This is a genomic window from Paraurantiacibacter namhicola (assembly GCF_001687545.1).
Lineage (GTDB): Bacteria > Pseudomonadota > Alphaproteobacteria > Sphingomonadales > Sphingomonadaceae > Paraurantiacibacter > Paraurantiacibacter namhicola.
Genome location: NZ_CP016545.1, coordinates 1,257,236 through 1,280,213, shown reverse-complemented (window position 1 = coordinate 1,280,213; position 22,978 = coordinate 1,257,236). Strand labels below are relative to the sequence as shown.

General features: G+C 65.3%; 23 protein-coding genes. 16 read left to right on the top strand and 7 right to left on the bottom strand.

Translation table 11 applies throughout. From position 1 onward, the window contains the following. Positions 1-67 precede the first annotated feature (67 nt). The 4 genes from egtD to A6F65_RS06205 all read right to left on the bottom strand — a co-directional run bounded on the left by egtD (position 68) and on the right by A6F65_RS06205 (position 6,992). Positions 68-1,054 carry an L-histidine N(alpha)-methyltransferase gene (egtD, locus tag A6F65_RS06220; protein ID WP_067786902.1) on the bottom strand — a complete coding sequence of 329 codons (987 nt, stop codon included), beginning with the start codon at positions 1,052-1,054 and terminating at the stop codon, positions 68-70. 9 nt (positions 1,055-1,063) lie between these two features. Beyond that, positions 1,064-2,401, bottom strand: a complete 1,338-nt coding sequence (gene egtB / locus A6F65_RS06215) for an ergothioneine biosynthesis protein EgtB (protein WP_067786900.1) — start codon at positions 2,399-2,401, stop codon at positions 1,064-1,066. Between the two features lie 91 nt (positions 2,402-2,492). Then, a complete protein-coding gene (locus A6F65_RS06210; RefSeq protein WP_067790210.1) occupies positions 2,493-3,866 on the bottom strand; it encodes a class II 3-deoxy-7-phosphoheptulonate synthase in 1,374 nt (457 codons plus the stop codon). A 135-nt stretch (positions 3,867-4,001) separates the two neighbouring features. After that, the gene (locus tag A6F65_RS06205) at positions 4,002-6,992 is read right to left on the bottom strand and encodes a M16 family metallopeptidase (RefSeq protein ID WP_067786899.1); all 2,991 of its coding nucleotides are present in this window, start codon (positions 6,990-6,992) and stop codon (positions 4,002-4,004) included. 123 nt (positions 6,993-7,115) lie between these two features. Between A6F65_RS06205 and A6F65_RS06200 the strand changes: the two genes are divergently transcribed. The 7 genes from A6F65_RS06200 (at position 7,116) to A6F65_RS06170 (ending at position 11,300) form a co-directional block, all read left to right on the top strand. After that, entirely contained in the window at positions 7,116-7,697 is a 582-nt protein-coding gene (locus A6F65_RS06200; RefSeq protein ID WP_067790207.1) for a NifU family protein, read from the top strand. A gap of 43 nt (positions 7,698-7,740) precedes the next feature. Then, positions 7,741-8,334 (top strand): malonic semialdehyde reductase, encoded by a 594-nt coding sequence (locus A6F65_RS06195; protein WP_067786897.1) that lies wholly within the window; start codon positions 7,741-7,743, stop codon positions 8,332-8,334. 21 nt (positions 8,335-8,355) lie between these two features. Next, positions 8,356-8,982, top strand: coding sequence for a tRNA (adenosine(37)-N6)-threonylcarbamoyltransferase complex dimerization subunit type 1 TsaB (gene tsaB, locus A6F65_RS06190; protein WP_067786895.1), 627 nt, complete (start codon positions 8,356-8,358; stop codon positions 8,980-8,982). Next, positions 8,982-9,437, top strand: coding sequence for a GNAT family N-acetyltransferase (locus A6F65_RS06185; RefSeq protein ID WP_067790204.1), 456 nt, complete (start codon positions 8,982-8,984; stop codon positions 9,435-9,437). The genes tsaB and A6F65_RS06185 overlap by 1 nt, the downstream gene beginning before the upstream one ends. 102 nt (positions 9,438-9,539) lie before the next feature. Beyond that, positions 9,540-9,977 carry a Ros/MucR family transcriptional regulator gene (locus tag A6F65_RS06180; protein ID WP_067786892.1) on the top strand — a complete coding sequence of 146 codons (438 nt, stop codon included), beginning with the start codon at positions 9,540-9,542 and terminating at the stop codon, positions 9,975-9,977. 130 nt (positions 9,978-10,107) lie between these two features. Then, positions 10,108-10,530 carry a Fur family transcriptional regulator gene (locus A6F65_RS06175; RefSeq protein WP_067790201.1) on the top strand — a complete coding sequence of 141 codons (423 nt, stop codon included), beginning with the start codon at positions 10,108-10,110 and terminating at the stop codon, positions 10,528-10,530. Next, the gene (locus A6F65_RS06170; protein WP_067786889.1) at positions 10,530-11,300 is read left to right on the top strand and encodes a lysophospholipid acyltransferase family protein; all 771 of its coding nucleotides are present in this window, start codon (positions 10,530-10,532) and stop codon (positions 11,298-11,300) included. Before A6F65_RS06175 ends, A6F65_RS06170 begins: the two co-directional genes overlap by 1 nt. A gap of 21 nt (positions 11,301-11,321) precedes the next feature. On the opposite strand, the gene A6F65_RS06165 is transcribed toward A6F65_RS06170, so the two are convergent. Continuing rightward, positions 11,322-11,816 carry a hypothetical protein gene (locus A6F65_RS06165; protein ID WP_067786887.1) on the bottom strand — a complete coding sequence of 165 codons (495 nt, stop codon included), beginning with the start codon at positions 11,814-11,816 and terminating at the stop codon, positions 11,322-11,324. An 85-nt stretch (positions 11,817-11,901) separates the two neighbouring features. Here A6F65_RS06165 and miaB point away from each other — a divergent pair, with 85 nt between their 5' ends. The 7 genes from miaB (at position 11,902) to A6F65_RS06130 (ending at position 18,366) form a co-directional block, all read left to right on the top strand. Further along, positions 11,902-13,257: a tRNA (N6-isopentenyl adenosine(37)-C2)-methylthiotransferase MiaB gene (miaB, locus tag A6F65_RS06160; protein ID WP_067786885.1), complete on the top strand. Its 1,356-nt coding sequence runs from the start codon at positions 11,902-11,904 to the stop codon at positions 13,255-13,257. A gap of 86 nt (positions 13,258-13,343) precedes the next feature. Beyond that, entirely contained in the window at positions 13,344-14,381 is a 1,038-nt protein-coding gene (locus tag A6F65_RS06155) for a PhoH family protein (RefSeq protein WP_067786882.1), read from the top strand. Further along, on the top strand, positions 14,378-14,899 hold the full coding sequence (locus A6F65_RS06150; protein ID WP_067786880.1) for a hypothetical protein: 522 nt from the start codon (positions 14,378-14,380) through the stop codon (positions 14,897-14,899). The genes A6F65_RS06155 and A6F65_RS06150 overlap by 4 nt, the downstream gene beginning before the upstream one ends. Before the next feature lie 22 nt (positions 14,900-14,921). After that, complete coding sequence (gene ybeY / locus A6F65_RS06145; RefSeq protein WP_067786878.1) at positions 14,922-15,410, top strand: rRNA maturation RNase YbeY; 489 nt, start codon at positions 14,922-14,924, stop codon at positions 15,408-15,410. 21 nt (positions 15,411-15,431) lie between these two features. After that, positions 15,432-16,382, top strand: a complete 951-nt coding sequence (locus A6F65_RS06140) for a hemolysin family protein (protein ID WP_067786876.1) — start codon at positions 15,432-15,434, stop codon at positions 16,380-16,382. A 109-nt stretch (positions 16,383-16,491) separates the two neighbouring features. Beyond that, a complete protein-coding gene (locus A6F65_RS06135; RefSeq protein WP_067786874.1) occupies positions 16,492-17,379 on the top strand; it encodes a LysR substrate-binding domain-containing protein in 888 nt (295 codons plus the stop codon). 165 nt (positions 17,380-17,544) lie between these two features. Beyond that, on the top strand, positions 17,545-18,366 hold the full coding sequence (locus A6F65_RS06130; protein ID WP_169817011.1) for an energy transducer TonB: 822 nt from the start codon (positions 17,545-17,547) through the stop codon (positions 18,364-18,366). Between the two features lie 258 nt (positions 18,367-18,624). On the opposite strand, the gene A6F65_RS06125 is transcribed toward A6F65_RS06130, so the two are convergent. Beyond that, positions 18,625-19,086, bottom strand: coding sequence for a peptidylprolyl isomerase (locus tag A6F65_RS06125; RefSeq protein ID WP_067786869.1), 462 nt, complete (start codon positions 19,084-19,086; stop codon positions 18,625-18,627). A 98-nt stretch (positions 19,087-19,184) separates the two neighbouring features. Here A6F65_RS06125 and mgtE point away from each other — a divergent pair, with 98 nt between their 5' ends. Together mgtE and A6F65_RS06115 are read left to right on the top strand one after the other, a co-directional pair. Continuing rightward, entirely contained in the window at positions 19,185-20,597 is a 1,413-nt protein-coding gene (mgtE, locus tag A6F65_RS06120; RefSeq protein ID WP_067786867.1) for a magnesium transporter, read from the top strand. A 35-nt stretch (positions 20,598-20,632) separates the two neighbouring features. Further along, a complete protein-coding gene (locus A6F65_RS06115; protein WP_067786865.1) occupies positions 20,633-21,022 on the top strand; it encodes a DUF1489 family protein in 390 nt (129 codons plus the stop codon). Position 21,023: 1 nt separating this feature from the next. Here the strand turns inward: A6F65_RS06115 and A6F65_RS06110 are convergent, their stop codons facing one another. Further along, complete coding sequence (locus A6F65_RS06110) at positions 21,024-22,916, bottom strand: diguanylate cyclase domain-containing protein (protein WP_067786863.1); 1,893 nt, start codon at positions 22,914-22,916, stop codon at positions 21,024-21,026. Positions 22,917-22,978: the final 62 nt, after the last annotated feature.

Here is a 22,978-nt window from a genome sequence, read left to right as displayed (position 1 = left end):
GCGGCCAATATAGGCAGGCCCATATGAAATTGCGACAACGTCGCCGTCCGGTGCCTTCAGGGACGCGTCAGGGCGCGGCGCGCGGCGCCTCTGCCCGGGCGAGCACCACCGAATAGCGGCCTTCCGCATCCGTCCAGCGTTCTTCAGGAGTCCAGCCACCTGCCAGCAGCAGCATGTTGCCAGAACGGCGGCCGAACTTGTGGCTGTTTTCGGTGTGGATCGTCTCGCCCTCTTCCATAGTGAAAGCCTTGCCGCAAACGGAGAATTCGATTGCCTCTTCCGCCACAAGGTGCATCTCGATCCGGGCATGGAGGTCGTTCCAGCGCGCTTCGTGGCGCAGCTTGTCCACCGGGATGGTGCCATCCAGCTCCCGGTTGATGCGGCGGGCAAGGTTTCGGTTAAATTCTGCCGTCACGCCGCCCGCATCGTCATAAGCGGCAATCAGCGTCTCGCGGTCCTTCACCAGATCCATGCCGATCAGCAGCTGCGCACCTTCGCCCAGCGTGCCGCGCATGCTGCGCAGCAAATCCACCGCCGTATGGGCGATCATATTGCCAATGGTCGATCCGCTGAAGAAGCCGAGCTTGGGAAGGTCCCTCACCTCCGCCGGCAATTCCACCAGGCGGTTGAAGTCCGCCTCCACCGGATGGACCGGCAGGCCGGGGAACTTGGCGGAAAGCTCGGCGGCGGAGGCGCGCAGGAAATCCCCGCTGATGTCCAGCGGCACGTATGCCGCAGGCGCAATCGCCTGCAGCAGCAGCGGCGTCTTGACCGAAGAGCCGGAGCCGAACTCCACCACTGCGCTGCCCGGCGAGATATGGCGGGCGAAGTCGTCCCCCCGATCGCGCAGGATCTCCGTCTCCGCACGGGTCGGGTAATATTCGGGAATCTGGGTGATATCCTCGAACAGCTGCGAACCGGCATCGTCATACAGCCAGCGCGCGGGCGTGGCCTTCTGCGGCTGAGACAGTCCTGCGAGGATATCGTCGCGAAAGGCGCGGTCCACGCCGTCCTCGTCGAGCTCTACCAGTTTGAGCCCCTTCTGGTCGGTCATCGGATTTCCTTATGCGTCTTTGGCGAGCCGCAGGCCGGTGAATTGCCAGCGCTGCTGCGGGTAGAAGAAATTGCGGTAACTGGCGCGCGAATGGCCGCGCACCGTGGCGCAGCTGGCGCCTTTCAGCACCCACTGGCCGGACATGAACTTGCCATTGTATTCGCCCACCGCGCCCTCTGCGGGCTTGAAACGCGGATAGGGCAGGTAGCCCGAGCGGGTGAACTGCCAGCAATCGCCGAACAGGCCGTCCGAACCGCGCGGCATGGGGGGCGCGGCCCAGGAACTGACGGGGTCCAGCTGGTTGCCGCCTGCCGGATCGTGGGCCGGAGCGTCGTCTGCATGCTGTCCGCGCGCGACGGCTTCCCACTCGAATTCGGTCGGCAGGCGCGCGCCCACCCACGACGCGAAAGCATCCGCCTCGTAATAGCTGATATGCGTGACGGGGGCGTTAGGATCGCGTTCCTGCCAGCCGGTGTGGGTGAACTGCTCTCCATCACGCCAGTACAGCGGCGCGCGGATGTTGCAGCGCGCGATCCACGCCCATGCGTCGGACAGCCAGAGGGAGGCGGTCTCATACCCGCCATCGGCGATGAATGCGTCCCAATCGGCATTGGTGACCAGCTGCTTCGACAAAGCGAAGGGTTCCAGCAACACGCGGTGCGCCGGGCCTTCATTGTCGAAGGCGAAGCCATCGGCCTGGTGCCCGATGCGGGCGATGCCGCCAGGATGGGAATACCATCCGTCTTCAAAGGCATGAGGTGATCCCCGGCGAAGGCCGGGGTCTGTTTCCGCATGACGCTCTGTCTGCGGGAGGTCCCCGCCTGCGCGGGGACTCACATTGTCGTCCCACATAGCAGGGCCCAGCGGGTTCTTGCTGAAGGCGTGCTTGATGTCGGTCAGCAGCAATTCGATGTGCTGCTGCTCATGCGCGATGCCCAGCTCCACCAGCTCCGCATGGCGCGGGTCTTCCAGCAGCGGCTGAATCGCCGCGGTCACATGGCGGCGGTAATCCAGCACCTCGTCCAGCGACGGACGGGTGACGAGGCCGCGGCGCCCGCGTGCGATCCGATCGCCCTCCGCCTCGTAATAGGAGTTGAACAGGAAGGGGAATTTCTCATCGAACAGCGTGTAGCCCGGCGCGTGGTCGCGCAGCAGGAAGGTTTCCCAGAACCATGTGGTGTGCGCCAGGTGCCACTTTGCCGGGCTGGCATCGTCCATGGACTGGATGGTGGCATCCGCATCGCCCAGCGGCTGGACAAGCGCCTCGGTCAGCGCGCGCGTATCTGCGAAGCGCGCGGCGATACCGGCGTTTTCCCGTTCATCGCGGGCCGGACTGGCGGCTGGCATTCCCAATTCCCCTTCTGCCGCGGCCCTGATGGCAGCAGCGTCCGGGAAATGTAACCGGCGAAGCGGAAAAACTTTCCGCGCCTAACCTAGGTTAAGCGGCTTCGCGTTCCTGCGCCTGCGTTTCAAGGTTCACCATCTCCGCCAGCAGGAAGGCCAGCTCCAGCGATTGCGCAGCGTTGAGACGCGGGTCGCAATGCGTGTGATAGCGGTCGCCCAGCGCCTCGTCCGTGATGGCCACGGCCCCGCCGACGCATTCGGTCACGTCCTGCCCGGTCATTTCCACATGGATGCCGCCGGCATGGGTGCCTTCCGCGCGGTGGACGGCGAAGAAGCCCTTCACCTCGCCCAGGATACGGTCGAAGGGCCGCGTCTTGTAGCCGCTGTCGGATTTTACGACATTGCCGTGCATCGGGTCGCAGCTCCAGACCACCGGATGGCCTTCGCGCTTCACGGCGCGGACCAGCGGGGCCAGCCCGGCTTCCACCTTGTCGTGCCCGAAGCGGCTGATCAGCGTGATGCGGCCCGCCTCCCGCGCCGGGTTCAGCGTATCGAGCATCTTCAACAGCGCATCCGGCTCCAGGCTGGGACCGCACTTCATGCCGATGGGATTGCCCACACCGCGCAGGAATTCCACATGCGCGCTGCCCTCGAACCGGGTGCGGTCACCGATCCACAGGAAATGCGCGCTGGTATCGTACCAGTCGCCCGTCAGGCTGTCCTGCCGCGCCATGGCCTGCTCGTAAGGCAGCAGCAGCGCTTCATGACTGGTGTAGAATTCGGTCTGCGAAAGCTGCGGCACGCTTTCCGGGTCGATCCCGCAGGCTTCCATGAAGTCCAGCGCCTCGCCGATGCGGCTGGCGACCTGCGTGAACTTGTCCGCCCAGGGGCTGCGATCCATGAAATCGAGCGTCCAGTTATGGACCTGGCGCAGGTTCGCGTAGCCGCCGCTGGAGAAGGCGCGCAGCAGGTTCAGCGTGGCCGCCGCCTGGCTGTAAGCGCGCACCATGCGCTGCGGATCGTTACGGCGTCCGGCCGCCTCGAACTCGATGGAATTGACGTTATCGCCGAAATAGCTCGGCAGCGTCACATCGCCCTGCGTCTCCGTATCGGAGCTGCGCGGCTTGGCGAACTGGCCGGCCATGCGGCCCACCTTCACGACGGGTCGCTTGCTGGCGAAAGTCAGCACCACCGCCATCTGCAGCAGCACGCGGAAGGTGTCGCGGATGTTGTTGGGGTGGAATTCGGCGAAGCTTTCCGCGCAATCGCCGCCCTGCAGCAGGAAGGCCTTGCCTGCGGCAACCTCGCCCAACTGTTCCTTCAGCTGGCGCGCTTCACCGGCAAAGACCAGCGGCGGATACTGCGCCAGCGTGGCTTCCGCCTCGGCCAGAGCCTGCTGATCTTCATATACGGGCAGGTGACGCGCCTCACGCGATCTCCAGCCATCCGGTTGCCAATCCTGTGCCACTGCAAAAACTTCCAAAAAACCATGCAAAGATGCGGGGAAGCGCCGAATCTACGCGCCGCCCCGCCCCTTTGCAAAGGTTACATTGGTAATCGGGCTGAAAGCGCAGCTTGGTGCGCGCGGCCCATCCGGTCTCGCTCAGTCCTGCAGCGACGTGCCTTCGGGCAGGACAGCCATCTTCCAGCCTTCACCGCCGAAATACTTCTGCGCCAGCGCCTGCATTTCGGCCGGCGTGGTGCGGGTGTAGTCCGCAGCCATCGTGTCGATGCCAGTGATGAAGGCCGGTTCCTGTGTGGCGCCTTCCAGCGAGCGCAGGAAGAAGGTGTGGCCGGAACTCAGGCGGCGCAGCAATTGGCGCATGGGTTCGGTCACACGGGCAATCTCGTCCTCCGTCGGGCCGTTGGTGGCCAGGTCATTGGCGATCTTGCCCGCTTCCTCGAAGAAGACGGGGACCATCTCCGGCGGCAGGGTGGCAATCGCGATGACATAGCCCTGACCTTCCACCGTCTCGGGCCACTGGATGCCGACATTGGGCGCATAGCTTGCGCCCACACGCTCGCGCATCACTTCCAGCAGGCGGTTGCCGAAGATCTGGCTCAGCAGGTCCGTCTTGCGGCTTTCGGGCAGCTGGTCCGCCCCGGCATCGGTGGGCCAGGCAAAGACGGCGGCAGCCTCGTCACTGTCGCCTGCATGGTAAAGCACCTGCACGTCCGGCCCGGTGTCGGCAAAGCCCAGCGTGCGCTGCGCGGCAGCCGCCGGGATGGGCTCGCGCGCCGGCAATGCGCCGAAGGTCTGGCCGATGTATGCCACCGTCTTTTCGACATCGATATCGCCGAACACGATCACCTCGATCGGGCCCTGCCGCATCAACGGATCCCACACGGCTTCATAGGCCTCGGGCGTAACCGCCTCGATCTCTGCCGGATTGGCGGTGGCGAAGCGTCCGTCCTTGCCGCGCAGGTAATATTCCAGGTCGCGGTTCAGCACGCCCGCCGCGGTGGCGGCATAACGGTCGTAAGCGAGCCGCGCGGATGCCTTGGCGCGCAGGATGGGATTGGCGTCATAACGCGGGGCGGCCAGCTTGGCTGCGAACAGATACAGCTGGTCTTCAAGGTCATCCATGCGGGTGCGGGCATGCAGGCTGAAGGCCGCATCGCCGATCTCGAATTCGTAGCCGAACTTGCGGCCCGTCGCGAGCTCGTCCAGCCCGTTCTGGCTGACGTCGCCAAAGCCGGTCCCGACCATAGCAATCTCGCCGATTTCCGCGAAGGCGGCCTGGTCCCCGGTAAAAGCGCGCCAGCCGCTGCCGAAGCGGACATTGACCGTCACACGCCCAGGCTCGTTACCGCTGTTCCACACCAAGGCGCGCACGCCATTGGGGTATTCCACCTGCTCGATCTCATACACGCCGATGGACTTGCGGCTGACCGGCTGCGCGGGTTCTCCGATGGCCGGCAGGTCGGCAAAGGTAAGCGCTTTCTTGTCGCTGCGGAAATCATCGCCCTGCTCCACCGGGCGCGCCAGCGCGGCGGTGAAGACCGCATCGTCGGCCTCGGCAGGTTCGGGCGTCACAAGCACGCCGCGCACAACGGGGCTGGTAAACAGCATCTTCGTGCGGGCAAACATCTGTTCGGGGGTGAAGCGCCGTTTCGCGCCGTCCCAGATTTGCTTGGCAACCGTGGGACTGGCCACCGCCTCGCGGATGTCGACTGCGCCAACAAGCCTGTCGGCAAGGTAGGAACCAGCCTGGATATCCTCCTGCTCCACCTGGTTGATGAAGCTGATGTCGATCTCCGCAACTTCGCGGTCGATTTCGGCCTGGCTGGGCGGGCGCAGCAGGGAATCGTCGATCACAAGCTTCACATCGTCCAGCGCGGACTGCCAGTCCTCGGTCAGAGGGATCAGCACCACGAAGGTGACGTCCGCCGTGCGCGAGACGTCTTCCTGCGAGACCTCGGCGGCAAGGTAACTGCCGCCAGAGCGCGCGCGTTCTTCCAGCCGGCGGTTGATGATCGCGGTGGCGACCGCGTCCATCATCAGGCCTTCGTTATAGACCACCGTGTCCTGCACCGGCTCCCATTCGCGGAGATAGGCGTAGGTGATGCTGCGCGGCTGGCCGGGTTCCGCCACGGTGCGGGCCTTGTCCACGGGGAAGGCCGTGTCGACCTTGCGCAGCGGGGCCACGTCCATGAAATCGGGCGCGGGCGTGGGTTTGCCCGGGACGGTCCAGTCGCCGTAATTGTCCTCCACCAGCTTCGCCAGCAGCAGCGGATCGGCATCGCCGACCACCACCACCACGGTGTTTTCCGGCCGATACCAGCGCTGATGGAAAGCCTGGATGCTCTTAGCCGTCGCGCCCTGCAGCGATTCCACCGTGCCGATGGTGCTGCGGTCAGCCAGCCGCGTTCCGGCATACAGCGTCTCGCGCGTGGTGTCGTAAATGCGCCGGTCTGCCCGGCCGCTTTCGCGCCGTTCGGCCAGCACAATTGGCACGTCCAGCGCCAGGTTCTCTGGCGAGAGGACCGGTGCCTGGATCATGCCGCTCAGCAGCTTCATGCTTTCCTGCAGATTGCCCTTGCGGCCATCGGGCAGGTCCAGCTTGTAAACGGTGTGCGTGGGGCTGGTTTCGGCATTGGTATCGCTGCCGAAGCTGGCGCCCAGCCGCTGCCATGTCGGCACGGCCTCGCCCTGCCCCAGATATTTGGATTCGCGGAACAGCATGTGTTCCAGCAGGTGGGCAAAGCCCTGTTCGCCGTCACGTTCGTGCAGCGCGCCCGCATCCACCCGCACGCGGATGGATACCTGGTTGGCCGGGACGCGGTTCTTGCGCACGGCATAGCGCAGGCCATTGGGCAGCTCGCCGAACAGCCATTCCTTGTCCTGCGGCAGGTCCGAACCCTGGTACAGCCAGGGCTCTTCATTGTTGAGGTATTGCGGCTGGCGCTCCGCCCCGGCTTCGGAAAGGTCGTCGATCCGCGCGGCGTTGCGCAGAATCTGCTCCGCATTCTGGATCGCCGGTTGCCCCGCCCCCTTGGGTGCCTGGGAGGGATCCGACTGCGCCAGAAGGGCGACCGGGGCGATCAGCAGGAGGGGTGCGAAGGCGCGCTTGGCGCTGGAAAGCCATGTCATATGTCACTGTCTTAAACGGCGTTCAGGTGAAGGACCAGTGAATGTCCGATGACAAATGCAGTCTATCGCCGCCTGCATGCGGATTGCCTTGTGGCCCAGCGCGCCGCCCACTACATCGAGGGCATGTTCATCGAGACCCAGACAACGCCCAATCCGGCGACGCTCAAATTCATGCCCGGCCAGCAGGTGATGACCAGCGGCACGCGCGATTTCGCCAGTCCTGAAGAGGCGGAGGCCAGCCCGCTGGCGCAGGCCATCTTCGATACGGGCGAAGTGACCGGCGTATTCTTCGGCGGCGATTTCGTGTCCGTCACAGCCGCCCCGGGCGCGGACTGGACGGCGCTGAAGCCGCAGGTGGTGGGCATATTGCTCGACCATTTCGTCAGCCAGGCCCCGCTGTTTACCCCCGGCACGGCAGGCGGCATCGCCGTGCCGCCGGAGGATGAAGCGGACGCCATCGGGGACGATCCTGCCCATGCGGACGTCGTGGCGCAGATTAAAGAACTGCTGGAAACCCGAGTGCGCCCGGCCGTGGCCGGCGATGGCGGCGATATCCAGTACCGCGGCTTCCGCGAAGGTGTGGTGTATTTGACCATGCAGGGCGCCTGTGCCGGCTGCCCCAGCTCCTCCGCCACGCTGAAGCACGGAATCGAAGGCCTGCTGAAACACTATGTGCCCGAAGTCGTTGAGGTGAGAGCGGCCTGACCGGCCCCATCCATTCACACTACGACGACGCAGGAGCGCATCCTTGACCGATATCCTTTCCGACACCGCCCTCGACCAGCTGTTCCGCGAGGCGCGCAGCTTCAACGGCTGGCACGACAAGCCGGTGAGCGACGAGCAGATCCACGCGATCTACGAACTGTTGAAGATGGGCCCGACCAGTGCCAACCAGCAGCCGGGCCGCTTCATCTGGTGCAAGTCGCAGGAATCGCGCGACCGGCTGGCAAGCCATGCCAGCGAGGGCAACCAGGAAAAGATCAAGACCGCGCCGGTGTGCGTCATCATCGGTTACGACATCGACTTCCATGAAAACCTGCCCTGGCTGTTCCCCCACGCCGACGCAAAGAGCTGGTTCGAAGGGGACGAGGATGCGCGCAAGGAAAGCGCCTTCCGCAACTCCGTGCTGCAGGGCGCGTACCTGATGCTGGCCGCACGTGCGGTGGGGCTCGATTGCGGGCCCATGTCCGGCTTCGACCAGGATGCGGTGACGAAGGACTTCTTCGCCGACCAGCCGAAATACCGCGCCGACTGGCTGTGCTCGATCGGTCATGGCGACCGCTCCACGATCTTCGATCGCAGCCCGCGTCCGGACTTCGACAAGTTCAACACCTTGCTCTGACGGGCACGCGGAGGGGGTTTCGTGCGGACGCTGGCGATCGATTGCGCAACGCAGGCCTGCAGCGCGGCGCTGCTGGAGGGCGACGCGCTGGTAGCGGGCGATTACCGCGAGATCGGGCGCGGCCATGCGGAGCAATTGCTGCCCATGGTCGCTGGCCTGCCGGACAAGGGCCGCGCGGACCGCATCCTCGTGTCTCTCGGCCCCGGCAGCTTCACCGGCGTTCGCATCGGCCTTGCCGCCGCGCGGGCATTGGGACTGGCCTGGAAGGCGGACGTGCTGGGCTACCCCACCCTCTCGCTGGTCGCAGCCATGGCGCGCGGCGGGGACTGCCCGGGCGGTGAGGTTACCGTGTGCATGGCCGGCGGGCACGGCGAATGGTTCGTGCAGGATTTCGACCTGGCGGGCGAGCCGCTCAACGACGTCGCCTCCCTCAGCCCGCAGGACGTGGCGGCGCGGCGCAACCAGCCCTGCATCGCCGGCAACAAGGCCGCGGACCTCGCCACATTGCTGCGCAGCGAGCGCCACACGGCAACCACCCTGCTGCCCGATGCGAGGCAGGCGATGCGCCTGCCGCCGTCGTGCCTCACCACCGACCTTTCCCCCATCTATGGCCGCGCGCCGGACGCGAAGCTGCCCGGGCAGGCGTGATGGACGATCCCAACGATGCGATCATGGCCGTGATGCAGGCCGCGTTCGACCCGCAGTTTGGTGAGGCGTGGAACCGCAAGCAGGTGGCCGATGCGCTGATCCTGCCGCACACTCATCACCTGCTGGCAGCCCCGGACGGACAGCCGCCCGCCGCGCTGGAGGACACCGCCGGCTTCGTGGTCACGCGCCATGTCAGCGGGGAGGAAGAGCTGCTTCTGATCGCCGCCCATCCCGACTATCGCGGACGCGGGCTTGGCAAGGCCATGATGGCCCGCGCGCTGGAGGCGGCCCGCGCACGCGGAACGACCCGCATGTTCCTGGAAATGCGCGACGGCAATCCGGCAGAGCGCCTCTACACCGCGCATGGCTTTACCGCTGTCGGGCGGCGGCGCGCCTATTACACGCGCGGCACGTCCGGCCCGTTCGACGCGGTGACGTTCGCCCGCGAGCTGTAATACTTGCATATTTCGCACGCGCGTTGCGCGAATACTTCGCGCCTGCTAGGTGCGCGGCAATCCCATTGGGATTGTAAAGAACAAACATAGAAGGTCTGCACCATGGACAATGTCGATAACGACATGAAGGAAACCTTGATTACCCACGCGACGGACATCGTCGTGTCCTACGTTGCCAACAACAACGTCTCGGCAGACGAAGTGCCTGCCCTGCTGGAAAATGTCTTCAACAAGCTGGCTGGCCTGGGCGGTGACGGCTCTTCGCAGGAACAGCGCCCCGATCCCGCCGTCTCCGTGCGCGCATCGGTGAAGAAGGACCACATCGTCTGCCTGGAAGACGGCAAGAAGATGAAGATGCTGAAGCGTCACCTGATGACGGACCACGGCATGACGCCGGACGAATATCGCGCCCGCTGGGATTTGCCTTCGGATTACCCGATGGTCGCCCCGGACTATGCCGAAAAGCGCCGCGAACTGGCCAAGAAGATCGGCCTTGGCCGCAAGCCCGGCCAGAAGCCCGGCCGCAAGAAAAAGGCCTGAGACGGCGCCATGGCGGCACGCGGCTGCGCCCACAGCGCACGCTAAGCGTACATTGCCGCCGGGCCCCGCTTGAAAAGACGCCCCGCTTCCATCATGGATGCGGGGCGTTTTTCTTTTCCCCATGGATGGCATGCAGAACAAGATCGATCTCGAAGCCCTTTGCGCCGAACGCGGCCTGCGCATTACCGAACAGCGCAAGGTCATCGCACGCGTGCTGTCGGCCAGCGACGATCACCCGGATGTGGAGCAGCTGCACGAGCGTGCGGCCAAGATCGATCCCAAGATTTCCATCGCCACCGTCTATCGCACCGTGCGCCTGTTCGAAGAGGCGGGCATCCTGGACCGCCACGATTTCGGCGATGGCCGCGCGCGTTACGAAGCCGCGCCCGAGGCGCACCACGACCATTTGATCGACGTGGAAAGCGGCAAGGTCGTGGAATTCGTCGACCCCGAATTGGAAGCGCTTCAGAAACAGATCGCCGAGAAGCTGGGCTATCGCCTGGTGGATCACCGGATGGAACTCTACGGCGTGCGGATCGACCGCGAGGATTGATGACGCAGGCCAGCGAGACGGTGGCTGTGACAAGGGCGATCGGCCCGCTCGGCTGGGTGCTGGTGACGCTCCGGGTGGCGATGCTGGGCGTGCTGCTGATCACCTTCGCGCCCCTGCACCTTATCTGGCGCGCTCTTGGCCGCGGGCGCTTCTTCGCCAGCAACTTCCTCGGCGCAGTATCCTTCGTATGCGGCATTTCCATCCGCGAGCATGGCCGCCGCGTGCCCGGCGCGATGCAGCTGGCCAACCATGTCAGCTGGATGGACATCCCCGCCCTCGCCCGCGCCAGCGGCAGCGCCTTTGTCGCGCATGACGGGCTGGCCGCATTTCCCTTCCTGAAATGGCTGTGCGAGATGAACGATACCGTCTTCGTCGCCCGGCACAAACGCACCAGCGTGACCGAGCAGGTGGAGCAGCTGCGCGAGGCGATGCGCGGCAAGGGCACGCTGACGCTGTTTCCCGAAGGCACCACCAGCGATGGGACCGGCGTGCTGCCCTTCAAGTCCAGCCTGCTGTCCGCGCTCGACCCGCTGCCCGAAGGCATGGCGGTGCAGCCGGTGGTGCTGGAGTATGGCGGAGTGCCGGACACCGCGTGGGTGGAGGAATCCGGCCCGCAGAATTTCAAGAAGATCCTGGCCCGCACCCGCCCCGTGCAGCTGGACATTCACTTCCTGCCCGAACTTACGGGCGCGCAGGCCGCCAACCGCAAGGTGATGGCGCAGGTCGCGCAGGAAGCCATTGCCGCAAAGCTCGCCGCCGAACGCAGCTGACCGGCCTTCGGCGCATGCAGGTCAGGGAGCGCGGGTAAGTACGTAAGTGCTGGGCGATCCGGGCCCATCGAGATCGGTATAGGTCTCGGTCCGCTTGAGGGACCCGTCCTGCTGGGGGACGAATGCGAGCGAGCTGGCGTGGCTCTCACCCTCGTCCAGGCCGGTGACGTCGTGAAACGCGAATTCGATCCGACCTCCGACTTCCGGCAGGCTGGCGAGCCGCGGCTGGTTCCCCTGCGGGCAATAATGCGTCGCGATCACCCGCTCGCCATCGAGGTGGTAGACGGTCATGGAATGAAGGCCCGCGGCCGTTTCCCACCGTTCGATCATCACCGTGCCGCGCGCCGTGCTGGTGAAGACGATTTCCAGCGCATCCGTGCCCGCCACTTCCCAGCGGCCTTCCCACGATGCGATCTGCGCAAACTGGGCCTCGGCCACGGAAGGCGCGGCATCCTGTGCGATTGCTGCAGGCGAAAGGGCGATAAGCGCGAGGGCTGACAGGGCGGGTCTGATCATGCTGCTTTCTCCCGCTTCCGCGCGTGTCTTGCAAGCAGCAAGTCGATTGAACCCCGGCGCACATGCCGCTAAACCGCGCCCGCCCATGAAACCTGCGACTTCCCCCAAGACCTACCGGGTCAAGAGCTTCGGCTGCCAGATGAACGTCTATGATGGCGAGCGCATGGCCGAGATGCTGGCCGAGCAGGGCATCGCGCCTGCGCCCGAAGGCGAGGATGCGGACCTGGTGGTGCTGAACACCTGCCATATCCGCGAGAAAGCGGCGGAGAAGGTCTATTCCGACATCGGCCGCATCTCCAAGGCCGGGCGCGAGGCGGGCAAAACGCCGATGATAGCGGTCGCGGGCTGCGTGGCGCAGGCCGAAGGCGAGGAGATCATGGCGCGTGCGCCGGCCGTTTCCATGGTCGTGGGCCCGCAGGCCTATCACCGCATGCCCAGCATGATCGAAAAGGCCGCGCGCGGCGAACGGGCGACCGATACGGACATGCCCGCCGATGCGAAATTCGCCGCCCTCCCGCAGCGCCGGAAGAGCGCCCCGTCCGCCTTCCTGACCATCCAGGAAGGGTGCGACAAGTTCTGCACTTACTGCGTGGTCCCCTATACGCGCGGCGCGGAAATTTCCCGGCCTTTCAGTGCACTGGTGGACGAAGCGAAGAAGCTGGTGGAGGCCGGCGCGCGTGAGATCACGCTGCTTGGCCAGAACGTTTCCGCCTGGACCGGCGAGGACGACAAGGGCCGTACGCTGGGCATGGCGGGCCTGATCCGCGCCCTGGCCGAAGATCCGGACCTGAAGCGCATCCGCTACACCACCAGCCACCCGGCGGACATGGATGACGACCTGATCGCCACCCATGGCGAGGTGGAAAAGCTGATGCCGTACCTGCACCTGCCCGTGCAATCCGGCAGCGACCGCGTGCTCAAAGCCATGAACCGCAGCCATACGGCAGAAAGCTACCTGAAGCTGCTCGACCGTTTCCGGGCGGCGCGACCAGACCTGGCGCTCAGCGGCGATTTCATCGTCGGCTTCCCGGGCGAAACCGAGGCCGAGTTCGAAGAGACGCTGAGCCTGGTGGACGCGGTCGGCTACGCCGCCGCATTCAGTTTCAAATACTCGCCCCGCCCCGGCACCCCCGCCGCGACGATGGACGCTCAGGTCGCGCCCGAGGTGATGGACGAGCGCCTCCAGCGCCTGCAGGCCAGCCTCAACCGCGACCAGCACGCCTTCAACAAGGCCAGCGAGGGCAAGACCTGCGAAGTGCTGGTGGAACGGCGCGGCAAGCTGGAAGGCCAATGGCTGGGCAAGTCGCCCTGGCTGCAATCGGTGTTCTTCGACGGCGCTGATGCAGGCGGCATTGCCATCGGCGATATCGTGACCGCGAAACTGGCGCAGGCCGGCCCCAATTCGATCCGGGGCGAGCTGGTGGCAAACGCCGCCGCCTGACGTTTTCCGCCGTCACTTGCCGCACCGCGCTTGCCAGAGCGCGCAGGCACCTTACATTTCCGACTCGCAAGCACCGAAGGAAATGCATGGGCAAGAAACCGACCGAAGCCACCATCTCGACCGCGCTGGATCGTCCGGAAGACCGGCGCAGCATCGCGCGAAAATCCCGCGTGGAGGTGGAATTCGAGGAGCAGGCCGTGCTGGGCGCGCTGTTCGGGGAATTCGACGCCAACCTTGTGCAGATCGAGAACCGGCTGGGCGTCTATATCGGCGCGCGCGGCAACCATGTGATCATCGAAGGCGGCGAGGACGAGGTCGCCCGTGCGCGCGAAGTCCTTTCCAAGATGCACGAACGCCTGCTGACGGGGCAGGAACTGGACGCGGGCGCGATCGAATCCCTCATCGCCATGTCCACCGAACCCACGCTGGAAGGCATCATGTCGGGCAAGCCGGACAACGTGCCGCCGATCATGATCCGCACGCGGCGCAAGACCATCGTCCCCCGCAGCATCCGGCAGGGCGATTACATGCGCCAGCTGGCCAGCCGCGACGTGATCTTTGCGCTGGGCCCCGCAGGCACGGGCAAGACCTATGTCGCCGTGGCGCAGGCGGTCAGCCAGCTGATCACCGGCAGCGTGCAGCGCCTGATCCTCTCCCGCCCCGCGGTGGAGGCAGGCGAGCGGCTGGGCTTCCTGCCCGGCGACATGAAGGAGAAGGTCGATCCCTACCTTCGCCCGCTTTACGATGCGCTGTACGATTGCATGCCGCCCGAACAGGTGGACCGCCGGATTGCCAGCGGCGAGATCGAGATCGCGCCCATCGCTTTCATGCGCGGCCGCACGCTGGCGGACAGTTTCATCATACTTGACGAGGCGCAGAACACCACGCGCGAGCAGATGAAGATGTTCCTCACCCGCTTCGGCCAGAACAGCCGCATGGTGGTGTGCGGCGATCCCCGGCAGGTGGACATTCCGGGCGGCGACCGGATGTCCGGCCTTGCCGATGCGGTCGAACGCCTCGAAGGCGTGGAAGGCGTGGGCGTGACCCGCTTCCTGGCGGAAGACGTGGTGCGCCACCCGATCGTGGGCCGCATCGTGGAAGCTTATGAAGGAGAAGGGGCATGACCGTGCCAAGCATTCGCCGCCTGGTCGCCCTCGCCGCCGGTGCCGGGGCGTTGGCCCTGCCCGGCGCCGCACAGGCGGACTGGAACTGGACGCAGTGGGGCATGACGCCCGAAGCCGTGGTGGACGCCAGCGGCGGCGCCATCTCCGCCGTCGAAGACCATGCGGATTACCGCCTGTTCGGCCTGCACCATCTCGCTGCCGGTACGCAGGAAATAGGCGGCATCACTTACGAGGCCGGCTTCCTGTTCGAACCGGGGGACCGCTCCCTGAAACTGGTGAACCTCGTGCCCGACCGCGGCGACTGCGCGGAGATGGAAGTGGCTGCCAAGCGCGCAGGCGATCCCGACCGCCAGCAACGCGACAATGTCTCGCTGGAGCGTGGCACACCGCCCGTCCTGATGCGCACGCTGGAATGGGACCGGGATGATGGCGGCAAGGACCGGATGATCCTGCTCAGCGCAGAGGGGGCCGGCACGCTGTTCTGCAAGACCATGATCCTCGCGCCCGGCGTGGGCTGACCGGCAGGCCTGCGAACCGGCAATGCAACTGGACCTATCCGTGGAAGCCCCCTGGCCCGGCGACGGCTGGGAAGCGCTGGCCGCACGCGTGGCCGATGCGGCAGCGTCGCAGGCGCCGGAGCTCGCCAATTCGCGCCTGGTGGCCAGCCTGCTGTTCACATCGGACGATGAGGTGCACGCGCTGAACCGCGAATGGCGTGACCGGGACAAGCCGACCAATGTGCTGAGCTTCCCGATGCTGGAGCGCGAGGACCTGCTGGCCCTTCCTGCCGAAGGCCCACCCGAGATGCTCGGCGATATCGCGCTCGCCCATGGCGTGTGCGCGCGCGAGGCGGCAGAGAAAGGCATTGCGCTGGAGGCACACACCGCCCACCTGATCGTCCATGGCCTGCTGCATCTGGCGGGCCACGATCACGAGATTTCGGAAACCCATGCGGATGCCATGGAGTTACTGGAAATCAACACCCTTGCCCTACTCGGGCTGGCGGACCCATATGGGGACCGTACCTGACAGGAGGAATCACAAGCGGGCATGCCCGACAATTCCAGAAACGGCGATTCCGGTAACGGAGACGCGGAGAGTAGCGGCGGCCTGATAGGGGCCATCCGCAAGCTGTTCGACCCGGCGGAAGCCGACACCTCGCTGCGCGCGCAGATCGAGGAAGCCATCGACGAGCATGAAGACGAGCAGGCCAGCGGCAATGGCAACGCCGTGCTGGCGCCGGGCGATTTGTCCGCGCTGGAGCTGACCATGCTGCGCAATCTGCTGCATTTCAGCGAGCATGATGCCGACGATGTGGCGATCCCGCGCGGCGAGATCATCGCCATCGACAAGGCCGCCACCTGGCAGGAAATGATCGCGCTGTTCGCCGATAACGGCATCAGCCGCGTGCCTGTCTACGAAGGCTCGCTCGACAAGGTCATCGGCATGATGCACCTGAAGGACGTCTTTCCCTTCCTGGCCCACGGCCACCCCGCGCCAGAGGACTGGACCGTGCTGATGCGCGAGCCGCTGTATGTGCCGCAGGCGCGCGGCGCGCTGGACGTTCTGGCGGACATGCGCGCACGCCGCACGCACCTCGCCATCGTGGTGGACGAATTTTCCGGCACGGACGGCATCATCACCATCGAGGACCTGGTCGAGGAAATCGTCGGCGAGATCGAGGACGAGCATGACGAGGCACCGGTCGAGCTGATCACGCCGGTGGAAGAGGGGATGTGGGAAGCCGATGCCCGCGCCGAGCTGGACGATGTCGCCGAAATGGTCGGCGATCCGCGGCTGGCCGAGGTGGAAGAAGCGGTGGACACGCTGGGCGGCCTTGCCTTCGTGCTGGCCGAACAGGTCCCGCAGCCCGGTGCCGTGCTGGATCACCCCAGCGGCTGGAAGCTGGAAGTCATTGCGGGCGATGAAACGCATGTCACGCGCCTGCGGCTGCACGCCCCGGCCGGCGAAGGACAGGAGCAGGACGCCGACGCGGCCTGAGCCTGCCTGGTCCCGCCAAAGCCTGCTGGCCGTCGGTCCGGCGTATTTTCACGCTGCATCGCAACATGAAGCCTCGACAGCGGGGCCGGTCTGGGTAACAAACGCGCCCATGGTTCTTCGCCGCCTTCCCCCGCTCCGCGCCCTGGAGGCCTTTGTCCGGGTGGTTCGGCTGGGATCGGCACGCGCCGCTGCGGCGGAGCTCGGCCTCAGCCCATCCGCGCTCAGCCGCCGTGTGACCAATCTGGAAGAATTCGTTGGCAAGAAGCTGTTCTCCCGCTCCGGCCAGGCGATGAAGCTGACCGATGACGGGCGCGCCTTCTTCGATACCGTGCACCCGCAATTCGAGGCACTGGCGCAGGCCGTCGAATCCCAAAGCGACAGCCTGCAATTGCTGCGCCTGCGGCTGGGCGTGCTGCCGCTGTTCGGCAGCCAGCGCCTGTTTCCGGCCCTGCCCAGCCTGCGCAAGCTGCACCCCCGCCTGCATATCGACATCGACACCGGCCCGCACCTCATCGACCGCGTCGGCGATACGCTGGACGCGGCCGTCCTGCTGACTACCTCACCCGATCCGGCCCTCCACGCGGTGCAGCTGGATCACAACATGGTGCGCGCGATCTGCAACCGCGACCTTGCCGCGCAGCTGGGCCCCAACCCCACTGCCAGCGCGCTGGCGGATCAGACCTTCCTCATTCATTCCGACCTGCCGCAAAGCTTCGATGCATGGCGCCAGGCCATCGGCATGCCGCTGCTACACCCCGCAGCAGTGGACCATTACGATTCCGGCCAGCTGATACTTGAAGCTGCAAAGCAGGGCCTCGGCATCGCCATGATGCATGACGACCACTTGAAGCGCGCCAATGACAGCCGCCTGACGCAGCTGTTCCCGGACCTGGAAGTGGCCAGCCCCTATTCCTACTGGTTCGTCTGCCGCCCGCAGGACTTGGAACACCGCCCCGTGCGCCTGTTCCACGACTGGCTGGTGCAAGCGGGAATCTGACTTGAAGCATTCGCGCCGGGCGATAAGCTGGTCCCAAACAAGGGAGTAGGTCAAATCGTCGCTCGAATATTCGCTCTGGCAGTCGCCATCCTTTTACCGTTCATGTCGCAGCCCACAGGGGCGAAGGACAAGGTCCTCACCCTGCCAGCAACGTCTGCATGGAACATGCATTATGATGACGATAGCTGCGTCCTCATCAGGCAGTTCGGCGAAGGCGATGAAACCGCTTACCTCACCATGCGGCGCTACGGTCCCGGGACCAGGCTGCAGCTCGTTGTCACGTCGAAGCAGCGCCTTGGACGCCAGACCGAATTCGAATTCAAGTTCGACGCCGAGGCCGATTGGGTCGAGACCATCGGATTCGACGTCGAGGCAGAAAGCGATTTCAGCGGCGTGTTCTTCACAACCCGGCTTTTTACGATCGAGCCGCCAGAGCATTTGAAAGACTCGACCGACGTGGCCGCTATCGACGCCTTTCTCGAAAGCGTCGACACGGTGGAGGCTGAAATTGCGGCGGCATCACGCGCCGATCGCCTGCACCTTCGCAAGGCGTTCAGGCCGGAAATCATCCTTCTGACGGGCAATCTGCAGAAACCGATGGAAGCGATGCGGGCCTGCACCGATGATCTGTTGCGAAGCTGGGGCTACGATGTCGAAGAGCAGAAGTCGCTCACACGCCCGCCACGCCTCGTAAACCGCCTGGAAATTGGGAAATCCCTGGAATATCCAAAGGAAATGGAGCGGAAGGGAATTCCGGCCGTGCTGAATTTGCGGCTGGGCGTGGACGAAAACGGGAATACCTTGAGCTGCAAGCTGCAATTGCAGCTGGCTGACCCGGCCTTCGAAGCAGACACCTGCGAGCGTATCATGCAGACTGCGAAATTCGAGCCCGCACTTGATGCCGAGGGCCGTCCAGTGGCCAGCTATTACCTGCTTTCGGTCAACTTCATGTTCAATTACAAGCGCTCGTGGCAATCCAGGCTGTAGCCCCGGTCGCGGCTGGCGGCCGGCGTTCCGCCCAAGAAACCCCGTCCACCATGGCAGTCGCCCCTTTCAAGACGGGATGGTGACGTTTGGGTTTCAAGAAAGGTCTGTCGTGCTTTGGGCGCGCAGCCGCTTCCAGGGGAATGTGACTGTCATTCCGATATGGCCGACCAGCACGTAGAAGCCGACGACAATCATTATCAGAGCCTCCAGCAAGGCGGTCCCCCTCCCCATCCTCTGCGGGACGGGGAGGGAATTGCCTCAGCCAACCGTAGCCTTGGCGATCTTGCCCGGGTTGGCGGGCGGTTCGCCCTTGGGCAGGGCGTCGACATGTTCCATGCCGCTCTCGACCTGGCCCCAGACGGTGTACTGGCCGTCAAGGAAATGCGCGTCGTCGAAGCAGATGAAGAACTGGCTGTTGGCGCTGTCCGGCACCTGGGTGCGAGCCATCGAGCAGGTGCCGCGCGTGTGCGGCTCTGCGTTGAATTCGGCCTTCAGATCCGGCTTGTCGCTGCCGCCCATGCCGGTTCCGGTCGGGTCGCCGCCCTGCGCCATGAAGCCGGGGATCACGCGGTGAAACAGCACGCCGTCATAGAAGCCGTCCTTGGCCAGCTCGGTAATCCGCTCGACATGGCCGGGGGCCAGGTCCGGGCGCAGCTTGATGACGACATCGCCGCCCTTTCCGTCTCCGCAGTCGAGGGTGAGGGTCAGTGTGTCGGCCATAAGTCTTGTCTCCTGTAGAATGCCCGCCCTACATAGGGCGCTCGCCCGCAATGTCACCCGCAGCTTGCAATTACCGCTCGCGCCGATAGGGCGCAGGCATGGCCGATGACGACCTCCTCCGCGCCGACGAAGCCCGCACGCCCGAGGAGGCGGAGCAGCTGGATGACGAGAACCGGCTGAAGCCGGAATTCGTCCGCCGCGTGGAAGACGCGCTGGAAGCCGGTGACGAGGGGCTGGCTTACGAGCTAGTCGAACCGCTCCACCCCGCCGACATCGCCGACCTGTTCGAGCTGCTGGACCCGCGCGAGCGGCGCGACCTGGCCTCTGCCATTACCGACCTGATGAGCAGCGAGGTGGTGTCCGAGCTGAACGATTACGTCCGCGAGGACATGATGGAGGCGCTGCCCGCCGCCGCCGTCGCCGAAATTGCCGAGCAGCTGGAAACCGACGATGCGGTCCAGCTGATCGAGGATCTGGACGATGCCGACCAGCGCGCCGTGCTGGCGGAGATGGAGCCGGAAGACCGCGCCGCCATCGAAAGCGCGCTGTCCTATCCGGACGAGTCCGCCGGCCGCCTGATGCAGCGCGAACTGGTCAGCGTGCCCGAGCACCTGACCGTGGGCGACCTGATCGATTACCTGCGCGATAACGAGGACCTGCCGACCGAATTCTTCGAAGTCTTCGTGGTGGACCACCGCAACCACCCCGTCGGCACCTGCCTGCTGAGCTGGGTATTGCGCGCACCGCGCCACATTGCCCTGGCCGACGTGATGAAGCGCGAACAGACGCTGATCCCTGTCGAAATGGACCAGGAAGAGGTCGCCCTGCGGTTCCAGAAATACGCCCTGATCTCCGCCGCCGTGGTGGACGAGAACGGGCGACTGGTGGGCCAGCTGACGGTGGACGATATCGTCCACATCATCTCCGAAGAGGCGGGCGAGGATGCCCTGCTGATGAGCGGCGCCGGTGAAGGCGACATCAACGAGCCCTTGCGCGATGCCTATTCCGCCCGCGTGCGCTGGCTTGTGGCGAACCTTGGCACGGCGCTGGTCGCCAGCCTGATCATTGCGGCCTTCGGCGCCGCGATCGAGAAGCTGGTGGCGCTGGCCATCCTGATGCCCATCGTTGCCAGCATCGGCGGCAATGCGGGCACGCAGACCATGGCAGTGACGGTGCGCGCCATCGCCACCAACCAGCTGACCCGCAGCAATACCAAGCGCATGCTGTGGCGCGAGTTTCGCGTTGCCTTCCTGAACGGCGTGACCATCGCCGTGCTGATCGGCCTGGCCACGGCGGCCATTTTCACCCCGATGCTGGGCGTTGTGATTGCGCTGGCCATGGTCATCAATGTGGTGGTGGCAGGGCTGGCGGGCGTGATGGTCCCCGTCGCATTCGACCGGCTGGGACAGGACCCGGCCGTCGCCAGCAGCGTATTCGTGACCATGATCACGGACTCGATGGGCTTCTTCGCCTTCCTCGGCCTGGCCGTGGCAGCGGGCCTGGCAGCTTGAGACGCGCCGCCGATTGCCTATCTTGAGCGGTGACCATGCCGCTCAGCCTGACCAAGATCGCCTTCGGGGCGAAAAGCTATGACGATATCCGCGAATGGTTTGCCAACCGTCCGCGCATGGCGGTCAACACGCGTTATCGCCCCACGCGCTGGGAAGAATGCGTCGGCGGATCCTTGTTCTGGATCCATGAGCACAACATCGTCGCGCGCAGTCCGATTATCGGCTTTACCGAGCAGGACAACGGACGCTGGTTCATCGACCTGGAACCGAAGCTGATCGCCGTGCTGCCCCGCCCGAAGCGCGCACACCAGGGCTGGCGCTATCTGAAGGGCGAGCCGCCGCGCGACCTGGAAGAAGGTGAGGAACTGGGCGATATCCTTCCCGGCAAGCTGGCCAATCGCCTGCTGCGGCTTGGGCTGATCTAACTCACGCGGCGCGGGGTGCGGCCCTGCCCTGGCCCTTTTGCTGGTACATGTCCTGATCCGCGCGGCGCAGGACCGCTGCCGGGTCCTCCCCGGCGAAACTGGACATTGCGAAGCCGACGGCGGCGGAGGGCATGACCGTCGCGGCGGAGGCCCGCAGCTTCACAGGCACGGCGATTTCCTGTTCGATGCGGCTGCGCAGGCGCTGCGCGGTATCCGCATCCACCGTGCCCATGACGATCATGGCAAACTCGTCCCCGCCGAGCCGGGCACAGTGGTCATCGCTGCGCGACAGGGCCTGCAGGCGCGCCGCAGTGGCGACCAGAAGCTCGTCACCGGCGTCGTGGCCATAAGTGTCGTTGATCGCCTTGAAACCGTTCATATCGATGAAGAACACCGCATAATTGCGTCCCGTGTTCCGTGCGGCGGATAGCGCATTGTCGAAGCCGCGTCGGTTGAGGCAGCCGGTCATCTCGTCCACTTCCAGCTGCCGCTGTAGCTGCCGGGTCATCGCGTCGGTGGCTGTCCTGTCTTCAAGCACTACGACCGGCACATTGGGGTATGGCCAGTCGAGCGCGAAGCTGGCCGGCGAACCATCCGCCAGCTGCAGCGCGATCGATTGGCCGCGCTCCCCCATGCGGGGGAAGCAGGCCTGCGCGATCTCGCCATGCGGCAGGTCTGTGCGGTCGCGAGCTGCGGCGTTCATGCGCTTGATCTGCCCGTTCGCACCGAACAGCATGGCAGGCCGCTCCTGCGGTTCCAGCGCGCGCCATGCAAGCGCTTCGTCGGGGCTGAGATCGCCCTTCAGGAAGTTGGCGATCATGGGCACGATCCGCAGGCGCTGCACCAGCGTGACGTTGACCATCACTAGGAAGCAGAACAGCGCGGTGCTGGGCTGCGCCGGTGCGCCGATACTCGCCGCGATGGAGGCATTGGTGGCGAGCACGAAAAACATGATCGCGCCCATCAATAACAGCAGCTTTCGCCCGGAGGAGGCGACCAGGCCCGTGACGAAGCCGATCAGGATGGCAAACAGCTGGAGCGCGATATTGGCGCGCTCACCCCGCTGCAGGACGGTGTCATAGCCATTGCGCTGCGATTGCGCGCCCAGCAGGAAAACGGCGGCGCGGTCGCTTTCGCCAGCAATCGGCAGGAAGGTCCGCGTCGGCGCAAAGCTGCGGGAAAATGTGACGACCACCGTCTTCCCCTTCAGGTCCGCCTTCCCGTCGATGACGTCGGACATGCTGGCTCGCGGGAATTGCCAATGGGCCACGCGCAGGTCCAACCCGGCCGCCTGCGGCGTTGTGCTGCCATTGGCCAGCCATGCCGAGGGATTTGCGCCTCGCGCTCCCCCGCTCTGGCCTACTGCGCGATACCATCCGTCCGGCGCCTGCGCGATGCGCGAATCCAGCACGGTTGCGTGCTTCTGGAAGACCGGCGCGGGCAAATGCTCCGGCGTGACGCCGCTGGCCAGCGCGATCCGGTCCTTATCGAACCGCGCCAGCGCATTCGCCAGTGCTTCATCCGGCCCGGCGCTGATGGCTTCGCCAAGGTTGAAATCCAGATAGGCCCTGTCAACGCCTGCATCAGCCAGCCCGTTGACCAGCGCCGCCATGGCCGCGCGCGGAACCGGCTGCCCGCCAAAGCGCCTGGTGTCCTCAGCCGTGATCTCGACGATGGCCAGGTCCGCATCGGGCTGCACGGCCTGACTGGCCAGCAACTGGTCCGAGAAGCGGCTGTCGACCTGCTCGGCCGGCCTTACCGCGATGACAATCACGCACAGGACAAGGGCGGCCAGGATCGGCCGGTGCCATTCGCGGATCCGGGCGATAGCGTGCGCAATCCGTGAGACCGCGCAGCCAACCGCCCCCGCACCCGGAGCCGCTGTCAGGCTCAACCGGGCGGGATTGCGCCGGGCGCAGGTTCGTTTGGCGATCCGGTATTGGGTCCGCCGGACGG

What these genes read in the sequence shown, in the direction of transcription:
- egtD (WP_067786902.1), bottom strand. Translation starts at nt 1,054, where the DNA reads ATGACCGACCAGAAGGGGCTCAAACTGGTAGAGCTCGACGAGGACGGC.
- egtB (WP_067786900.1), bottom strand. Translation starts at nt 2,401, where the DNA reads ATGCCAGCCGCCAGTCCGGCCCGCGATGAACGGGAAAACGCCGGTATC.
- A6F65_RS06205 (WP_067786899.1), bottom strand. Translation starts at nt 6,992, where the DNA reads ATGACATGGCTTTCCAGCGCCAAGCGCGCCTTCGCACCCCTCCTGCTG.
- A6F65_RS06200 (WP_067790207.1), top strand. Translation starts at nt 7,116, where the DNA reads ATGTTCATCGAGACCCAGACAACGCCCAATCCGGCGACGCTCAAATTC.
- A6F65_RS06185 (WP_067790204.1), top strand. Translation starts at nt 8,982, where the DNA reads ATGGACGATCCCAACGATGCGATCATGGCCGTGATGCAGGCCGCGTTC.
- A6F65_RS06180 (WP_067786892.1), top strand. Translation starts at nt 9,540, where the DNA reads ATGGACAATGTCGATAACGACATGAAGGAAACCTTGATTACCCACGCG.
- A6F65_RS06175 (WP_067790201.1), top strand. Translation starts at nt 10,108, where the DNA reads ATGCAGAACAAGATCGATCTCGAAGCCCTTTGCGCCGAACGCGGCCTG.
- A6F65_RS06170 (WP_067786889.1), top strand. Translation starts at nt 10,530, where the DNA reads ATGACGCAGGCCAGCGAGACGGTGGCTGTGACAAGGGCGATCGGCCCG.
- A6F65_RS06165 (WP_067786887.1), bottom strand. Translation starts at nt 11,816, where the DNA reads ATGATCAGACCCGCCCTGTCAGCCCTCGCGCTTATCGCCCTTTCGCCT.
- miaB (WP_067786885.1), top strand. Translation starts at nt 11,902, where the DNA reads ATGAAACCTGCGACTTCCCCCAAGACCTACCGGGTCAAGAGCTTCGGC.
- A6F65_RS06155 (WP_067786882.1), top strand. Translation starts at nt 13,344, where the DNA reads ATGGGCAAGAAACCGACCGAAGCCACCATCTCGACCGCGCTGGATCGT.
- A6F65_RS06150 (WP_067786880.1), top strand. Translation starts at nt 14,378, where the DNA reads ATGACCGTGCCAAGCATTCGCCGCCTGGTCGCCCTCGCCGCCGGTGCC.
- ybeY (WP_067786878.1), top strand. Translation starts at nt 14,922, where the DNA reads ATGCAACTGGACCTATCCGTGGAAGCCCCCTGGCCCGGCGACGGCTGG.
- A6F65_RS06140 (WP_067786876.1), top strand. Translation starts at nt 15,432, where the DNA reads ATGCCCGACAATTCCAGAAACGGCGATTCCGGTAACGGAGACGCGGAG.
- A6F65_RS06135 (WP_067786874.1), top strand. Translation starts at nt 16,492, where the DNA reads ATGGTTCTTCGCCGCCTTCCCCCGCTCCGCGCCCTGGAGGCCTTTGTC.
- A6F65_RS06130 (WP_169817011.1), top strand. Translation starts at nt 17,545, where the DNA reads ATGCATTATGATGACGATAGCTGCGTCCTCATCAGGCAGTTCGGCGAA.
- A6F65_RS06125 (WP_067786869.1), bottom strand. Translation starts at nt 19,086, where the DNA reads ATGGCCGACACACTGACCCTCACCCTCGACTGCGGAGACGGAAAGGGC.
- mgtE (WP_067786867.1), top strand. Translation starts at nt 19,185, where the DNA reads ATGGCCGATGACGACCTCCTCCGCGCCGACGAAGCCCGCACGCCCGAG.
- A6F65_RS06115 (WP_067786865.1), top strand. Translation starts at nt 20,633, where the DNA reads ATGCCGCTCAGCCTGACCAAGATCGCCTTCGGGGCGAAAAGCTATGAC.